This is a genomic window from Brevibacterium sp. CS2 (assembly GCF_005280295.1).
Taxonomy (GTDB): domain Bacteria; phylum Actinomycetota; class Actinomycetes; order Actinomycetales; family Brevibacteriaceae; genus Brevibacterium; species Brevibacterium pityocampae.
The window spans coordinates 2,930,740-2,947,186 of sequence record NZ_CP040020.1 but is presented as its reverse complement, the minus strand read 5'-3'; the positions used below and the strand labels follow the sequence as shown (position 1 = coordinate 2,947,186).

Annotated in this window: 15 protein-coding genes and 1 pseudogene; 10 read left to right on the top strand and 6 right to left on the bottom strand. The window is 72.7% G+C overall.

Annotated features, from left to right (window positions below):
• Positions 1 to 82: 82 nt before the first annotated feature.
• The gene (locus FDF13_RS13230; RefSeq protein WP_137320050.1) at positions 83 to 1,054 is read right to left on the bottom strand and encodes a quinone oxidoreductase; all 972 of its coding nucleotides are present in this window, start codon (positions 1,052 to 1,054) and stop codon (positions 83 to 85) included.
• A 79-nt stretch (positions 1,055 to 1,133) separates the two neighbouring features.
• Between FDF13_RS13230 and argC the strand changes: the two genes are divergently transcribed.
• The 8 genes from argC to argH all read left to right on the top strand — a co-directional run bounded on the left by argC (position 1,134) and on the right by argH (position 9,958).
• On the top strand, positions 1,134 to 2,207 hold the full coding sequence (gene argC, locus FDF13_RS13225) for an N-acetyl-gamma-glutamyl-phosphate reductase (RefSeq protein ID WP_137320049.1): 1,074 nt from the start codon (positions 1,134 to 1,136) through the stop codon (positions 2,205 to 2,207).
• Entirely contained in the window at positions 2,204 to 3,364 is a 1,161-nt protein-coding gene (argJ, locus tag FDF13_RS13220) for a bifunctional glutamate N-acetyltransferase/amino-acid acetyltransferase ArgJ (RefSeq protein ID WP_137320048.1), read from the top strand. Before argC ends, argJ begins: the two co-directional genes overlap by 4 nt.
• Positions 3,361 to 4,386, top strand: a complete 1,026-nt coding sequence (gene argB / locus FDF13_RS13215) for an acetylglutamate kinase (protein ID WP_137320047.1) — start codon at positions 3,361 to 3,363, stop codon at positions 4,384 to 4,386. Before argJ ends, argB begins: the two co-directional genes overlap by 4 nt.
• Entirely contained in the window at positions 4,383 to 5,594 is a 1,212-nt protein-coding gene (locus FDF13_RS13210; RefSeq protein WP_137320046.1) for an acetylornithine transaminase, read from the top strand. Before argB ends, FDF13_RS13210 begins: the two co-directional genes overlap by 4 nt.
• A complete protein-coding gene (gene argF / locus FDF13_RS13205) occupies positions 5,591 to 6,526 on the top strand; it encodes an ornithine carbamoyltransferase (RefSeq protein WP_137320045.1) in 936 nt (311 codons plus the stop codon). Before FDF13_RS13210 ends, argF begins: the two co-directional genes overlap by 4 nt.
• Position 6,527: 1 nt before the next feature.
• Positions 6,528 to 7,061 (top strand): arginine repressor, encoded by a 534-nt coding sequence (locus FDF13_RS13200; RefSeq protein ID WP_137320044.1) that lies wholly within the window; start codon positions 6,528 to 6,530, stop codon positions 7,059 to 7,061.
• Positions 7,062 to 7,154: 93 nt separating this feature from the next.
• Entirely contained in the window at positions 7,155 to 8,369 is a 1,215-nt protein-coding gene (locus FDF13_RS13195) for an argininosuccinate synthase (RefSeq protein WP_137320043.1), read from the top strand.
• A gap of 170 nt (positions 8,370 to 8,539) precedes the next feature.
• Entirely contained in the window at positions 8,540 to 9,958 is a 1,419-nt protein-coding gene (argH, locus tag FDF13_RS13190; RefSeq protein ID WP_137320042.1) for an argininosuccinate lyase, read from the top strand.
• A gap of 122 nt (positions 9,959 to 10,080) precedes the next feature.
• Here argH and FDF13_RS13185 read toward each other — a convergent pair whose 3' ends face one another.
• The 4 genes from FDF13_RS13185 to FDF13_RS13170 all read right to left on the bottom strand — a co-directional run bounded on the left by FDF13_RS13185 (position 10,081) and on the right by FDF13_RS13170 (position 12,899).
• Positions 10,081 to 10,818 (bottom strand): ATP-binding cassette domain-containing protein, encoded by a 738-nt coding sequence (locus FDF13_RS13185; RefSeq protein ID WP_137320041.1) that lies wholly within the window; start codon positions 10,816 to 10,818, stop codon positions 10,081 to 10,083.
• On the bottom strand, positions 10,815 to 11,609 hold the full coding sequence (locus FDF13_RS13180) for an ABC transporter permease (protein ID WP_137320040.1): 795 nt from the start codon (positions 11,607 to 11,609) through the stop codon (positions 10,815 to 10,817). Before FDF13_RS13180 ends, FDF13_RS13185 begins: the two co-directional genes overlap by 4 nt.
• On the bottom strand, positions 11,606 to 12,367 hold the full coding sequence (gene modA / locus FDF13_RS13175) for a molybdate ABC transporter substrate-binding protein (protein WP_137320039.1): 762 nt from the start codon (positions 12,365 to 12,367) through the stop codon (positions 11,606 to 11,608). Before modA ends, FDF13_RS13180 begins: the two co-directional genes overlap by 4 nt.
• 136 nt (positions 12,368 to 12,503) lie before the next feature.
• Entirely contained in the window at positions 12,504 to 12,899 is a 396-nt protein-coding gene (locus tag FDF13_RS13170) for a molybdopterin-binding protein (RefSeq protein ID WP_137320038.1), read from the bottom strand.
• A gap of 363 nt (positions 12,900 to 13,262) precedes the next feature.
• Here FDF13_RS13170 and moaC point away from each other — a divergent pair, with 363 nt between their 5' ends.
• The gene (moaC, locus tag FDF13_RS13165) at positions 13,263 to 13,844 is read left to right on the top strand and encodes a cyclic pyranopterin monophosphate synthase MoaC (protein ID WP_137320037.1); all 582 of its coding nucleotides are present in this window, start codon (positions 13,263 to 13,265) and stop codon (positions 13,842 to 13,844) included.
• Positions 13,841 to 14,773: a formate dehydrogenase accessory sulfurtransferase FdhD gene (locus FDF13_RS13160; protein ID WP_137320036.1), complete on the top strand. Its 933-nt coding sequence runs from the start codon at positions 13,841 to 13,843 to the stop codon at positions 14,771 to 14,773. Before moaC ends, FDF13_RS13160 begins: the two co-directional genes overlap by 4 nt.
• 29 nt (positions 14,774 to 14,802) lie before the next feature.
• Here the strand turns inward: FDF13_RS13160 and FDF13_RS13155 are convergent.
• A pseudogene (locus tag FDF13_RS13155) lies at positions 14,803 to 16,285 on the bottom strand (OFA family MFS transporter).
• Between the last annotated feature and the right edge of the window lie 162 nt (positions 16,286 to 16,447).

Below are 16,447 nucleotides of genomic sequence, written 5' to 3'. Positions count from 1 at the left end.
CGCGGAGAGGCCGGCCGGTGCACCTGCACCGACCGGCCTCTCATCGCGTCCGCTCCCGGACCCCGGTGGATTCGGGACTGGCTCAGGGCAGGAGGACGACCTTGCCGGTGGTCCGCCGCCCCTCGAGCGCGCGGTGGGCCTCGGCGGCCTCGGCGAGCGGGAAGGTCGACCCGACCCGGAAGTCGAGCCAGCCGTTCTCCAGGCCGTCGAAGAGCATCGCCGAGCGCTCGGCGAGCTCCTCGGGGTTGGTGACGAACCACTGGAGCGACGGCCGGGACAGGAAGATCCCGCCGGAGGAGTTGAGCCGCTGGATGTCGAAGGGCGGCACGGCACCGGAGGCCGCACCGAACAGCACCATCGAGCCGCGCACTGTCAGCGAGGCGAGCGAGGCGTCGAAGGTGTCCTTCCCGACCCCGTCGTAGGCGACGTCGACGCCGGCACCGTCGGTGAGCTCGCGCACCTTCGCGGCGATGTCGACGCCCTCGCCGTAGAGGAACACCTCGTCGGCCCCGGCGCCCCGGGCGAGCTTCGCCTTCTCCTCGGTGCCCACCGTGCCGATGACCCGGCCGCCGAGCTGCTTGATGATCTGGGTGAGCAGCAGGCCCACTCCGCCGGCGGCGGCGTGGACGAGCGCGGTCTGGCCCGGTTCGATCCGGTGCGAGCCGGTCGCGAGGTACTGCGCGGTGAGCCCCTGCAGCGGGATCGCGGCTGCGGCCTCGGCGGACACGCCGTGCGGCACCCGCATGACCATGTCCGCGCGCACGGCGACCTTCTCCGCGTAGGAGCCGTGCGCATCGTGCCAGGCCACCCGGTCGCCAGGCGTGAACCCGGTGACGCCCTCGCCGACGGCCTCGACCACTCCGGCGCCCTCGACGCCGACGATGTGCGGGAAGTCCATCGGGTACATGCCCGAGCGGCGGTAGGTGTCGATGAAGTTGATGCCGGCGGCCTCGACGGCGACGAACAGCTCGCCGGGACCTGCGCTCGGGTCCGGCACCTCGACGTACTCGAGGACCTCGGGTCCGCCCTTGCGGGTGGCGTGGACAGCGTGCATGGGAGTGCCTCCTCTACTGCGGCCGTCGGCCGCGGACACCGGCATGAATAATTACCGTGTGTGATGTATCGTTATACATATGTCAGGTTTCACTGTCGCCGTCTCAGGGGCCACCGGGTACGCCGGGGGCGAGGTCCTGCGCCTCCTGAGCGGGCATCCAGACCTTCACGTTACAACCGTGTGCGGCCATTCGACCCTAGGGAGCAGGCTCGGGGAGCACCAGCCCCACCTCGTCGCCTACGCGGACATGACCGTGCAGGAGTCGACCGCCGCGGTCCTCGCCGGACACGACGTCGTCGTCCTCGCGCTGCCGCACGGCGCCTCCGGCCGGATCGCCGCCGAGCTCGCCGAGTCCTCCCCGGACACCGTCATCGTCGACCTCGCCGCCGACCACCGCCTGCAGTCCGCGCGCGCCTGGGAGGCCTTCTACGGCTCGGAGCACCCCGGCACCTGGACCTACGGCCTGCCCGAGCTCCTGCTCGCCGATGGCACCCGGCAGCGCGAAAGGCTCCGCGCCACGCGGCGCATCGCGGTCCCCGGCTGCAACGTCACCGCCGTCACGCTCGGCCTGCAGCCGCTGCTCGCCGCCGGGCTCGTCGACCCGACCCGGCTCACCGCGGTGCTCGCCAACGGCGTGTCCGGGGCCGGCAAGGCGCTCAAGCCCCACCTGCTCGCCGCCGAGGTGCTCGGCGACGCGAGCCCCTACGGCACCGCCGGCACCCACCGGCACGTCCCGGAGATCGAGCAGAACCTCGCCGGCGTGCTCGGCCGCCCCGTCGACGACCCGGGCGTGCGGATCTCCTTCACCCCGACCCTCGTGCCGATGTCCCGCGGCATCCTCGCCACGCTGTCCGCCCCGCTCACCGCGGAGGCGAGCGATGAGGACGTCCGGTCCGTGTTCGAGCGCACCTACTCCGCGGAGCGCTTCGTCCGCCTGCTGCCGGCCGGGCAGTGGCCCCACACCGCGGCGACGACGGGGGCGAACACCGCGCACCTCCAGTGCGCCGTCGACGCCCGCGCCGGCACCGTGCTCGTCTCCGTCGCCCTCGACAACCTCGTGCGCGGCACCGCCGGCCAGGCACTCCAGTCCGCCCACCTCGCCCTCGGGCTCCCGGAGTCCACCGCCCTGCCCACCGAAGGAGTCGCCCCATGAGCGTGACCTACCCCCGCGGCTTCGCCGCTGCCGCGACGACCGCGGGCCTCAAGCCCAGCGGCACCCCGGACCTCGCCCTCGTCCACAACACCGGGGAATCCGATGCCGTCGCCGCCGTCTACACCTCCAACCGGTGCAGGGCCAACCCGGTGCTGTGGTCCCAGCAGGCCTCGGCCGACGGCCGCGCCCGCGCCGTCGTCCTCAACTCCGGGGGAGCGAACTGCTACACCGGCTCCTTCGGCTTCGAGACCACCCACGCCACCGCAGAGCGCACCGCAGAGCTCCTCGACATCGACGCGCTCGACGTGCTCGTGTGCTCGACCGGGCTCATCGGCGTCGGCGGGCAGGACTTCCGCGACCGGATCCTCGCCGGCCTCCCCGCGCTCGCCGAGACCGCGCAGGCCGCACCGGCCGGCGGTGAGGCCGCCGCGCGGGCGATCATGACGACCGACACCGTGCCCAAGACGGTCGAGCGCGAGGGCACCGCCTACCGGATCGGCGGGATGGCGAAGGGAGCCGGCATGCTCGCCCCGGGGCTCGCCACGATGCTCGTCGTCCTCACCACCGATGCGGTCCTCGACGCCTCCGAGCTCGACGCCGCCCTGCGCACCGCGACCGCACGGAGCTTCGACCGGCTCGACACCGACGGCTGCATGTCGACGAACGACACGGTGATCCTCATGAGCTCCGGGGCCTCGGGCCACCGGGCCGACACCGGCGAATTCACCGCGCTGCTCACCGAGGCCTGCGATGACCTCACCCACCAGCTCCACATCGACGCCGAGGGTGCCGGCCACGACATCGTCATCACCACCCGCGGCGCCTTCTCCGAGGAGCAGGCCCTCGAGGTGTCCCGCGCGGTCGGCCGGTCCAACCTGTTCAAGGCCGCCGTGTTCGGCGAGGACCCCAACTGGGGCCGCGTCGTCGCGCAGGTGGGCATCACCTCGGCACAGTTCGAGCCCGACGCGATCGACGTGACCTTCAACGGCGTGCCGGTGTGCGTCGCCTCGAGCCCGGGGGCGGATCCCTCCGAGGTGCTCTTCGACCGCCGCGTCGTCGTCGAGATCGACCTCCACGCCGGAACCGCCGAGGGCACGATCCTCACCTCGGACCTCACCCATGACTACGTCGAAGAGAACAGCGCGTACTCGACATGACCGCACGCCAGCACCCCACCCCAGCAGAGCGCCTTGTGCGCGCCCAGGCCAAGGCCGAGACCCTGACCGAGGCGCTGCCGTGGATCAAGACCTTCGCCGGCGCCACGATCGTCATCAAGTACGGCGGCAACGCGATGGTCTCCCACGAGCTCCAGCAGGCCTTCGCCGACGACATCGCGTTCCTCCGCTTCGCCGGGCTGCGCCCGATCGTCGTCCACGGCGGCGGCCCGCAGATCTCCCGCATGCTCGAACGTCTCCAGATCCCCAGCGAGTTCCGCGGCGGCCAGCGCGTGACCTCCCCGGAGGCCGCCGAGGTCATCCGGATGGTGCTCGCCGGGCAGGTCAACCGGGAGATCGTGTCGCGCATCAACATGAACGGCGACGCCGCGATCGGGCTCTCCGGCGAGGACGCCGACCTCCTCCTCGCCGTGCCGACGACCACCGTGGTCGACGGCGAGACCGTCGACCTCGGCCGGGTCGGCGAGATCCGGCGGGTCAACACGCAGGTGCTCGAGGAGCTGCTCGACGCCGGCCGCGTGCCGGTGATCTGCTCGATCGCCGCCGAGCTCGGCGGCGCGGCCGACACCCCGCTCAACATCAACGCCGACCTCGCCGCCGCCGCGATCGCCCGGGAGATGCAGGCCGACAAGCTCATCATGCTCACCGACGTCCCCGGCCTCTACCGCGACTGGCCGGACAAGGACAGCCTGATCTCGCAGATCACCCCCGAGGAGCTGCGCGCGCTGCTGCCGCGCCTCGACTCCGGGATGATCCCCAAGATGACCGCCGCGCTCGACGCCGTCGACAGCGGGGTGCGCCAGGCGCACATCGTCGACGGCCGGATGGCGCACTCGATCCTGCTCGAGATCTTCACCACGCAGGGCATCGGCACCATGGTCCACGAGGCCGCCGACACCCCGCAGGCGACCATGCACGACGGCCACGACAGCACCGACGACCGCGGCGCCACCGGCGGCCACGGCAGCGCTGACGGCCCCGACGGCACCGAGGAGACCCCATGACGCAGTCCGCCGACTGGCGCACCCACCACTCCGGCTCGATCCTGCCCGCACTCGGCCGCCCGCAGCGCCTGCTCGTGCGCGGACAGGGTGCGCGGGTGTGGGACGAGACCGGCAAGGAGTACCTCGACCTGCTCGCCGGGATCGCGGTCAACGCCCTCGGCCATGCCCACCCTGCGCTCGTCGAGGCGGTGTCGGATCAGGTCGCCACGCTCGGCCAGGTGTCGAACTACTTCGCCTCGCAGCCGCAGATCGCGCTCGCCGAGAAGCTCCTCGAGGTCGCCGCAGCGCCGCAGGGCTCCGCCGTGTACTTCTGCAACTCCGGGGCCGAGGCGAACGAGGCCGCACTCAAGATGTCCCGCCGGGTCGCCGGCGGCGGCCGGTCGAAGGTCGTCGCCGTCGCCGGCGGCTTCCACGGCCGCACCATGGGTGCCCTGGCGATGACGAGCAAGGAGGCGTTCCGCGCCCCGTTCGCCCCCGGCGTGCCCGGGGTCGTCCACGTGCCCCACGGCGACATCGAGGCGCTGCGCCGCGAGGTCGACGACACCTGCGCGGCCGTGATCATCGAGCCGATCCAGGGCGAGGCCGGCGTGCGCCGCCACCCGGCCGGCTATCTGCGTGCCGCCCGCGAGGCGACCCGCTCCGCCGGCGCCCTGCTCATCCTCGACGAGGTGCAGACCGGGATCGGTCGCTGCGGGTCCTGGTTCGCATTCCAGGACCCGGACCTCGGCGAGGGGATCGTGCCGGACATCGTCACCTGTGCCAAGGGCCTCGGCGGCGGGCTGCCGCTCGGAGCCACCTTGACCTTCGGGGACGCGGTCACCGGGCTGCTTGTCCCCGGCCAGCACGGCTCCACCTACAGCGGCAACCCGGTGACCACCGCCGCGGGGCTCGCGGTGCTCACCACGATCGAGCGCGCGGGCCTGCTGCCGGCGGTGCGCGGTCTCGGACAGGAGTTCGCCGGCCGGCTGCGGCTCATCGACGGTGTGGCCGCGGTGTCCGGGGCCGGGCTGCTCATCGCACTCGAGCTCACCGCCGGCAACGCCAAGGCCGTCGCCGAGGCCGCGCTCGACGCCGGTTTCATCGTCAACCCGGTGACCGACACCCGGCTGCGCATCGCGCCGCCGCTCACCATCACGGAAGGGGAGCTCGGGGAATTCCTCGACGCCCTGCCCGCCATCCTCGACACCGCAGGAGGGACCGCCGCATGACCCGCCATTTCCTCAAGGACACCGACCTCGCCCCCGCAGAGCTCACCGAGGTCCTCGACCTCGCCGCGGAGCTCAAGGCCGCACCGTACTCCGCCCGGCCGCTCGCTGGACCGCAGACGGTCGCGGTGATCTTCGACAAGACCTCCACTCGCACCCGGGTGTCCTTCGCCACCGGCATCGCCGCGCTCGGCGGCAGCCCGCTCATCATCAACCCGGGGGAGTCCCAGCTCGGGCACAAGGAGTCGGTCGCCGACACCGCGCGCGTCCTCGAGCGCATGGTCGCGGCGATCGTGTGGCGGACCTTCGCCCAGTCCGGGCTCGAGGAGATGGCCGCCCACTCCTCGGCCCCGGTGATCAACGCACTGTCCGACGACTACCACCCGTGCCAGCTCCTCGCCGACCTCCTCACGATCCGCGAGCACCGGCACACCGGGACGGGCAACGGACTGTCCGGGCTCACGCTCGCGTACTTCGGGGACGGGGCGAACAACATGGCCCACTCCTACGCGCTCGCCGGCGTCAACGCCGGGATGCACGTGCGGATCGCCGCTCCGGCCGGCTCCCACCCGGACCCGGGAGTGCTCGCCGAGGCGCAGGAGCTCGCCGCGGTCACCGGCGGCTCTGTGCTCGTCACCGAGGACCCGCGGGAGGCCGCGACCGGTGCCGACGTCCTCGTCACCGACACCTGGGTGTCGATGGGCCAGGACGACGAGGGCCGCTCCGGGGAGGAGTCGCCGTTCGCCGCCTACCGCCTCGACGCGGCGCTCCACGCGCTGTCGAACGAGGCGCTCGTCATGCACTGCCTGCCGGCCTACCGCGGGCAGGAGATCACTGCCGAGCTCATCGACGGACCCCACTCGGTGGTGTTCGACGAGGCGGAGAACCGGCTGCACGCGCAGAAGGCGCTGTTGACCTGGCTGCTGGAGCACTGAGATGGCCGCCGCCGCACAGTTCGACGAGGGCCACGCCGTGTCCCCGGCGACGAAGACCGCCCGCCAGCAGCTCATCGTCGACATCATCCGCCGCGAGTCGATCACCTCGCAGACCCAGCTCATGCAGCTGCTCGCCGCGCGCGGGGTGAGCGTCACGCAGGCGACGCTGTCGCGGGACATGGCCGAGCTCGGCGCGGTCAAGGTCCGTACGAGCACCGGATCGGCCTACGCGGTGCCCGGCGAGGGCGGCGACCGCAGCCTGCAGCGCGCAGGCGAGGGCGAGGTGCTCGATGCGAAGCTCCAGCGCCTCCTCGAGGAGCTGCTCGTCACCGTCACCAGCTCGGAGAACCTCGTCGTGCTGCGCACCCCTCCCGGCGCGGCGCAGTACCTCGCCTCCGCGCTCGACCGCTCCGTGATCCCCGGCGTCCTCGGTACCATCGCAGGAGACGACACGGTGCTCGTCATCGCCGGCGACGGCCGCCGGGGGGAGCAGCTCGCCGAGCTCCTCCTCACGCTCGCCGCCGACGGCCCCTGATCCGGCCGCCGGACCGGCTCCGGCGGTCCGGCCCACGGCACGGGCGCCGACACCCAGACATCAGACCCACCACGAACGAACAAGGAGAACCCCATGACAGAACGCATCGTGCTCGCCTACTCCGGCGGACTCGACACCTCGGTCGCGATCGGCTGGATCCAGGAGGCCACCGGCGCCGAGGTCGTGGCGATGGCCGTCGACGTCGGTCAGGGCGGCGAGGACCTCGAGACGATCCGCCAGCGCGCAATCGACTGCGGGGCCGTCGAGGCCTATGTCGCCGACGCCCGCGACGAGTTCGCCGAGGAGTACTGCATGCCCGGCCTCAAGGCCAACACGCTGTACATGGACGCCTACCCCAACGTCTCCGCGCTGTCCCGCCCGGTGATCGTCAAGCACCTCGTCACCGCCGCCCGGAAGTTCGGCGCCACCACCGTGGCCCACGGCTGCACCGGCAAGGGCAACGACCAGGTGCGCTTCGAGGTCGGCATCACCTCGCTCGCCCCGGACATGACCTGCATCGCCCCCGTCCGCGACCTCGCGCTCACCCGTGAGAAGGCCATCGAGTACGCCGAGCGGAACAACCTGCCGATCGTCACGACGAAGAACAACCCGTTCTCCATCGACCAGAACGTGTGGGGTCGCGCGGTGGAGACCGGCTTCCTCGAGGACATCTGGAACGGCCCGACGAAGGACGTCTACGACTACACCGACGACCCGGCCTTCCCGCCGCCGGTCGACGAGGTCACCATCACCTTCGAGAAGGGCATCCCGGTGAAGATCGACGGCCAGGTCGTCACCCCGCTCGAGGCGATCGAGCAGCTCAACCAGCGCGCCGGCGCCCAGGGGATCGGCCGGATCGACATCGTCGAGGACCGGCTCGTGGGCATCAAGAGCCGCGAGGTCTACGAGGCGCCGGGCGCGATGACGCTCATCGCCGCGCACCGCGAGCTCGAGAACATCACCCTCGAGCGCGAGCAGGCCCGGTTCAAGAAGCTCGTCGACCAGCGCTGGACCGAGGTCGTCTACGACGGCCAGTGGTTCTCGCCGCTCAAGGGCTCCCTCGACGCGTTCATCGACCAGACGCAGGAGTATGTGTCCGGCGACATCCGGATGGAGCTCCACGGCGGGCGCGCCACCGTGACCGGTCGCCGCTCGGAGACCTCGCTCTACGACTTCAACCTCGCGACCTACGACGAGGGCGACAGCTTCGACCAGTCCTCGGCCCGCGGCTTCATCGACATCTACGGGCTGTCCTCGAAGCAGGCCGCTGCACGCGACCACCGCTTCGACAAGGGCGTCCGCCTCTGACCCGAAGTGCGATTTCCGAAGGTTCCTGAGAGCGGAACCGCCGGAAATCGCACTCTCGCCCGCAGGGCGCGGCACCGCACCACCGGCCGCGCCCTGCGGGGCACCGCCCGTACCCTGGAACCTGCCCGCACTCCGACCATCCGCCCGCACTCCGACAGCAAGGGAACCTCGTGTCCGAACGCATCAGCCTGTGGGGCGGCCGTTTCGCCGACGGCCCCGCCGAGGCGCTCGCCGCCCTGAGCAAGTCCACCGACTTCGACTGGCGCCTCGCCGCCTACGACATCGCCGGATCGCGCGCCCATGCCCGCGTGCTCCACCGGGCCGGCCTGCTCGACGACGCCGAGCTCGACGGCATGATCGCCGCCCTCGACACCCTCGAGGAGAAGGTCCTCGCCCACGAGTTCACCGCCGCCGAATCGGACGAGGACGTCCACTCCGCGCTCGAGCGGGGCCTCCTCGAGATCGCCGGGCCCGACCTCGGCGGCAAGCTCCGCGCCGGGCGCTCCCGCAACGACCAGATCGCCACCCTCGGGCGGATGTACCTGCGCGACAACGCCCGGCTCATCTCCGGCGCGGTCCTCGACACCGTCGACGCCCTCGTCGCGCAGGCCGAGGCCCACCGCGAGGTGCCCATGCCCGGGCGCACCCACCTCCAGCACGCCCAGCCGGTGCTGCTCGCCCACCACCTGCTCGCCCACGCCTGGCCGCTCCTGCGCGACGTCGAGCGGTTCGTCGACTTCGACCGTCGCGCCGCGGTCTCCCCGTACGGCTCCGGCGCGCTCGCCGGGTCCTCGCTCGGCCTCGACCCGCAGGCCGTCGCCGCGGAGCTCGGCTTCGCCGACTCGGTGGAGAACTCGATCGACGGCACCGCCTCGCGCGACGTGTTCGCCGAGTTCGCCTTCGTCTCCGCGATGATCGGCATCGACCTGTCGCGCCTGAGCGAGGAGATCATCCTGTGGGCGACGAAGGAGTTCTCCTTCGTCACCCTCGACGACGCGTTCTCCACCGGCTCGTCGATCATGCCGCAGAAGAAGAACCCCGACGTCGCCGAGCTCACCCGCGGCAAGTCCGGCCGCCTCATCGGCGACCTCACCGGGCTGCTCGCGACCCTCAAGGCGATGCCGCTCGCCTACAACCGGGATCTGCAGGAGGACAAGGAGCCGGTGTTCGATGCCGCCGACACCCTCAACCTCCTCCTGCCGGCTTTCACCGGGATGGTCGCCACGCTGACCTTCAACACGGAGAAGATGGAGCACCTGGCGCCGCGCGGCTTCGCGCTCGCCACCGACATCGCCGAGTGGCTCGTCCGCCAGGGGGTGCCGTTCCGGGTCGCCCACGAGCTCTCCGGTGCCGCGGTCAAGCTCGCCGAGTCCCGCGACGTCGAGCTCTGGGACCTCAGCGACGAGGACTACGCCGGCATCTCCGAGCACCTCACGCCGGCCATGCGCGAGGTTCTCACCACCCACGGCTCGATCGACTCCCGCAGCTCCAAGGGCGGCACCGCCCGCAGCGCGGTCGCCGAACAGCTCGAGCGCGCGCAGGCGGAATCGGCACGGCTGCGCGCTTTCGCCGACTCCACGACCCGCTGACCCGGGCCCTGCAGGAACGGCGCGTCGACCCCGTGGTCGGCGCGCCGTTCTCATGCCGTGCCGAGGCCATGCCGTGCCCGAGGCCATGCGGTGCCGCCATGCGGTGCCCGAGGCGCCCGCCCCTAGCGACCCGCGACGAACCGGTGCGCCACTGGGGTCGCCGGGTCCCGTGCGATGTCCTCCCAGGTGCCCGTCTGCACCACCCGGCCCGCGTCGAGGACGACGGCCCGGTCGGTCAGCGCGTGCGCCTCGACCGGGTCATGGGTGATGAGGAGCGCGGTGCGCCCGATGAGCAGCTGTGCGCACAGCCCGCTGATCTCCGCCGCGGATCCGCCGTCCAGCTGGGCGAACGGCTCGTCGAGGAGGAGCAGCGCGGGATCGGTGACGAGGGCGCGGGCGATCGCGACCCGCTGCGCCTGCCCGCCGGACAGCCGGCCCGGCCGCCGCTCGGCGAGCTCTCCGGCTCCCACCCGCGCGAGCATGTCCCGGGCCGCAGCCCGGGACGCAGCCGCCGGGGTGCCCGCCGCCTGCAGGCCGAAGGCCGCGTTGTCGGCCACGGACATCGTCGGGAAGAGCAGAGGGTGCTGCATGAGCTGGACGACCCCGCGCGCGTGCGGCGCACGCCAGCGCCGGGCGGCGGAATCGCTGAGCGTCGTGTCGCCGAGCACCACGCGCGAGCGTGCCGGGCGGAGCAGCCCGGACAGCACGGCGAAGGTGCTCGACTTGCCGGCGCCGTTGCCGCCGATGAGTGCCGTAGTCGACCCGGCCGGCACCGTGAACGCGATGTCGAGCCCGCGCTCGGGCACCGAGAACGCGAGCTCGAGCGCGGGAGCCGCCGCCCGGCGCTCCGCCCGCGTCATGCCTGCCGCCCCGGCCGGTACAGCAGCCCGACGACGACGGCGGCGACGAGCACGAGGACGAGGGAGAGCGCGACCGCACCGTCCGGATCCGTCTCCCGCAGCAGGTACACCTCGAGCGGCACGGTGCGCGTGCTGCCCTGGAGGGAGCCGGCGAAGGTGATCGTCGCCCCGAACTCGCCGAGCGCCCGGGCCCAGCACAGGACCGTGCCGGACACGAGCGCCGGGGTCAGCAGCGGCAGCGTCACCCGGCGCAGCGTGTACCCCGGCGAGGCACCGAGCCCGGCGGCGACCTCCTCGTACCGGGAGTCGTGCGAGCGCAGCGCGCCCTCGAGCGTGAGCACCATGAACGGCAGCGACACGAAGGTCTGTGCGAGCACGACCGCGACCCAGGTGTAGGCGATCCGCATGCCTCCGGCCTCGAGCGCGGCGCCGAGCAGCCCCATCCGCCCGAACGTCGAGAGCAGCGCGATGCCGCCGACCACCGGCGGGAGGACGATCGGCAGGAGGACGACGGTGCGCACGATCCGCCGCCCGGGGAACGCGGCACGGGCGAGGACGAGTGCGAGCGGCACCCCGAGGAGCACGCACAGCACGGTCGCAGCGAGCGAGGTCAGCAGCGACAGCCGCAGCGCCTCGCGGGAGGCGGGGGAGCCGAGGAGCGCGGCGAGGCCGCCGAGGTCGACGCAGGAGAGGAGACCGATGAGCGGCAGCCCGACGAGCCCGGCGCCGAGCACCGCCGGGACGGCGAGCCAGGCCGGCAGCCGGATCCCGCTGCGCGTCACCGGGGTCATGGGGCGCCGAACCCCGCTGCGGTGAGCACCGCGCTGCCGGCCGGGGAGGTCACGTGCTCGACGAAGGCGCGGGCCGCCTCGGACCCGGCCGACCCAGCGGTGACGGCGATCGGGTACCGGTTGACGGCCTCGGTGCTCTCCGGGAACGCGACGGCCTCGACCTCGCCGGCGGCGCTCAGCGCATCGGTGACGTAGACGAGGCCGGCATCGGCCTGGCCCGTCCGCACGGCGGTGAGCACACCGGTCACCGCGGTCTCCTCGCTCACCGGGGACACGGAGGCGCCGGCGGCATCGAGCACGGTCCGCGTCGCGGCGCCGCACGGCACCTGGGGTGCGCAGACGACGAGGGCGAGCTCCTCGCGGGCGAGGTCGGACAGGCCGGAGATGCCGTGCGGGTTGCCCGGGGCGGTGACGATCGTCAGCGTGTTCCTCGCGAAGATCTCCGGATCCGCAGCGAGCAGCTCCTCGGCGACCAGCCGGTCCATCGTCGGCTCGTCGGCGGTCGCGACGACATCGGCGGGTGCGCCCTGGCCCAGCTGCGCGACGATGTCGGCCGAACCGGCGAAGCTCAGCTCGACCGCGGACCCCGGGCGATCGGCCTCGAAGTCCTCGGCGATCCGGGTGAAGGGTTCGGTGAGCGAGGCGGCGGCGACCACGGTGAGCGGGCCGGCGGACCCTGCGGATCCGGACGGTGCGCCGGTGGCGCACCCGGCGAGCAGGAGGAGAGCGAGGAGTGCGCCCGCTGCATGTCGCGCCATGTCCTCAGCTCCCCGGGTCCGTGCCGCGGTTCCGGCGCCGCGGCCATGACCGCATCATACGGGGAAGATCATCATCTGCGGATCGAATCGAGCAAGAAGTCGGCATCTGCGGATCCGTTCAGGCGCGAGTCTCTGCTCAGCGGGGCACCTCGACGACGACCTGCGTGGCCTTGACGCTGGCGGTGGCGACGTCCCCGGGCTCGAGGCCGAGCTCCTCGACGGATTCGCGCGACATGAGCGAGACCACGCGGTGCGGGCCGGCCTGGATGTCGACCTGGGCCATGACGCCGTCGACGACGACCCGGGTGACGAGGCCGACGAATCGGTTCCGGGCCGAGGAGCCGTAGGACTCGGGCTGCGGCGGGAGCACCGCCTCGGCGCGGGCGAGCTCGGCGAGCTCGGTGCCGGACACGACGGCCCGTCCGGTCTCGTCGGTCCGTGCGGTGAGCCGGCCGGCCGTGATCCAGCGGCGCACCGTGTCGTCGCTCACGCCGAGGAACGTCGCCGCCTGGGAGACGCGCAGCAGTGCCACCGCATCCACCTGCTCTCTGTTCGGGTCGCTGTGCCCGTGCCGCTGTGCCCGGGGCTCTGCTCCCGGAGCCGCCGACCGGACGGCCGGGGCACCTCCCAGGGTAGCCGCGAGCTGCTGCCTGCGGATCGGATCTCCCGCTGCTCCCGCTCCTGCTCCCGCAGTCGAACCCGGCACTGCACCCGCTCGTGCACCCGAACCTGCTCACACACCCGAACCCGGACCCGCACCCGAGCGGCGGGATACAGTGGATCGACCCGCCGCCGCACCGCCGGCGGCCGTCCCCGAGGAGCGAGGAGGCACGATGCGCCCCGACCCCACCCGGCCCCACAGCACCGAGCCGGACTGCCCCGGCCAGGGGCCCCGATGCCGCCGCCGGTCAGGGTCCCGGGCGGCCACACCGACGCCCGCACCGCCGGCCGGCTCACCCATGTCCGCGCCGACGGCTCGGCGCACATGGTCGACGTCGGGGACAAGGCGGTGACCAAGCGGGAGGCCACCGCGGAGGCGATCCTCCTCACCCGGCCCGAGGTCGTCGCCCAGATCGTCGAGGGCGGGCTGCCCAAGGGAGACGCGCTCGCCGTCGCCCGGGTCGCCGGCATCATGGCTGCGAAGCGCACTCCCGAGCTCGTCCCGCTGTGCCATCCGCTGCCGATCAGCGGTGTCACCGTCGACTTCGAGCCGCTGCCGGGGTCCGCCGCGGACGCCGCCGGGAAGCACGCCGCCTGCGAACCCGGCGCAGAGGCGCACACCGCGGGCGTCCGGATCACCGCGAGCGTCCGCACCACCGGGGTCACCGGGGTGGAGATGGAGGCGCTCACCGCGGCCTCGGTCGCCGCTCTCACCGTCTACGACATGATCAAGGCGCTCGACCGCGCCGCGGAGATCACCAGGGTCCGCGTGCTCGCGAAATCCGGCGGCGCCTCGGGGGAGTGGGTGCGCCGATGAGCGCGCGGGTGACCGTGCGCACCCGGGTGCACCGCTTCGACGCCACCGGCGAGGTGTCCGCCCGGGCGGACAGGCTCGCCGGCGAGGAGCCCCTCGAGATCCGCCTCGACGGCGAGGAGTTCACCGTCGCCATGCGCACCCCCGGGCACGACGTCGAGCTCGTCCACGGGCTCCTGCTCGCCGAGGCGATCATCACCCGGCGCGCCGACGTCCGCGAGATCGACTTCGCCTCCGGGCTCGGCCCCGACGGCAGCCGGAACTACAACGTCGCCCGGGTCCGGCTCGACCCCGGGGTGCACGAACGGCGCCCGCCCACCCGCCGCCAGGTCTACACCTCCTCGGCGTGCGGGATCTGCGGCACCGCCTCGATCGAAGCGGTGGAGAAGCAGTCCGCCCACCCCGTCGAACCGCCTGCGCCCGGCCGTCCGCTCATCGACCCGGCCGCGCTCCTGCGCCTGCCCGAGCGGCTCGGGGCCGAGCAGTCGGTGTTCGACGCCACCGGCGGCGTCCACGCCGCCGCCCTGTTCCGGGTGCCGGGGGACGGCCGTCCAGCGGAGGACCCCGCTGCTGGGAGGACCACCGCGGCGGGCACCTGCCCGGCGGGCCCGGCCGAGCCCGAGCTCCTCGTCGTGCGCGAGGACGTCGGCCGCCACAACGCGGTGGACAAGGTCATCGGCTGGGCGCTCGCCGCCGACCTGCTGCCGCTGCACCGGACCATCCTCCAGGTGTCCGGCCGCGCCTCCTTCGAGCTCGTGCAGAAGGCCGCGATGGCAGGGATCCCCGTGCTGTCCGCAGTGAGCGCGCCCTCGGCGCTCGCCGTCGACCTCGCCCGCGACACCGGTCTCACGGTCGTCGGCTTCAACCGGGGCCGGACGTTCAACGCCTACAGCTGCACCGAGCGGATCGGCCCGGCGGCGCCACCTCGGTGATCATCTGGCCCACCGGGTGAGCAGCCGGCTCACCCGGTGAACAGCTGCACCGCGCGGGTGAGCGTCTGGAACAGACCGTAGGCCAGGCCGAGGACGACGACGTCGGCGAGCGCGAGCGCCACCACCCGGTGGACCGGACCGGAGCCGTGACCCGACCCCGCCCGCGCGCTCGACCGGGCGGCACCGGAGCCGGTGAGCCGCTCGACCTCCTCGGGACTCGCATGGTGCTTCTCCGCCACCGGGCGGACGAACAGGTTGGCGAGGAAGCCGAGGCCGAGCACGCCGACCATGATGAACAGCGACACGGTGTAGAGCCCCGGGCCCTCCTGCCCGGCTGCGGCCTGCGATTCGATGACGGTGTTGACGATGAGCGGGCCGGCGATCCCGGCGGCCGCCCACGCGGTGAGGAGCCGACCGTGGATCGCCCCGACCTGCATGACCCCGAACAGGTCGCGCAGATACGCCGGGATCGTCGCGAAGCCGCCGCCGTAGAACGACAGGATGACGAGCGTGGCGAGGACGAACACGACGATCGACCCGCCGGCGAGCGCGATGAGCAGGTAGAGGAGCAGGCCCAGGCCGAGGTAGAGCGTGTAGATGTTCTTCCGGCCCACGTAGTCCGACACGCTCGACCACACGAACCGTCCGGCCATGTTCGTCAGCGACAGCATGCCGACGAAGCCGGCGGCCGCAGCCGCGGTGATCTCGGGGAAGTAGTCCTGGATCATCGGCGCGGCGTTCTCGAGGATGCCGATCCCGGCGGTGACGTTGGTGAACAGGACGATCCACAGGAGCCAGAACTGCGGTGTGCGCATCGCCCGACCGACCGCGACGTGCTGGTCGGTCTGCATCGGCCTCGCAGTCGACTCGGCCGGATCCCAGCCGCGCGGGCGCCAGTCCGTGTGCGGGACGCGCACGACGAACGCGCCGGCGGTGATGAGCACGGCGTAGATCACCGCGAGGGTGACGAAGGTCGGGACCAGGCCGGCGACGAGGTCCTCCGGCTCGGAGCCGCCCCCCGTAGAAGGACATGAGGGCGTTCGACAGCGGGCTCGCGATGAGCGCACCACCGCCGAACCCCATGATCGCCAGCCCGGTGGCCAGGCCCGGCCGGTCGGGGAACCACTTCATCAGCGTCGACACCGGGGAGATGTACCCGATGCCCAGGCCGATGCCGCCGATCAGTCCGTAGCCGACGTAGACGAGCCACAGCTGCCCGGCGCTGATCCCGAGCACCGAGACGAAGAACCCGAGCACCCAGCAGGCGCCGGCGAGCAGCATCGAGGCGCGCGGCCCGGACTTCTCCACCCAGGTGCCGCCGAAGGCCGCGGACAGGCCGAGGACGGCGATCGCCAGCGAGAAGATCCAGCCGACGGCCACCTCGCCGACCTCGTAGTGCGCCATGAGCGGGAGCTTGAAGACGCTGAAGGCGTAGACCTGGCCGTTGCACAGGTGGATCGCGAGCGCCGCCGCCGGGACGAGCCAGCGGTTGAACTCCGGGGACGCGACGATCGCGTCCTTGCCGAAGCGGGAGCGGTGTGCGGGTGCGGTGGACGTGCGCGATGAGTCCACGGGAGTGTCCTTCCCCGAGATCGCCGTCGATCTCGTATCCGGGTCGAGGCCGGGTCCCCGCGTCGTCGGGGGACGCCCGGGAAATGTGACCCATGTTACAGT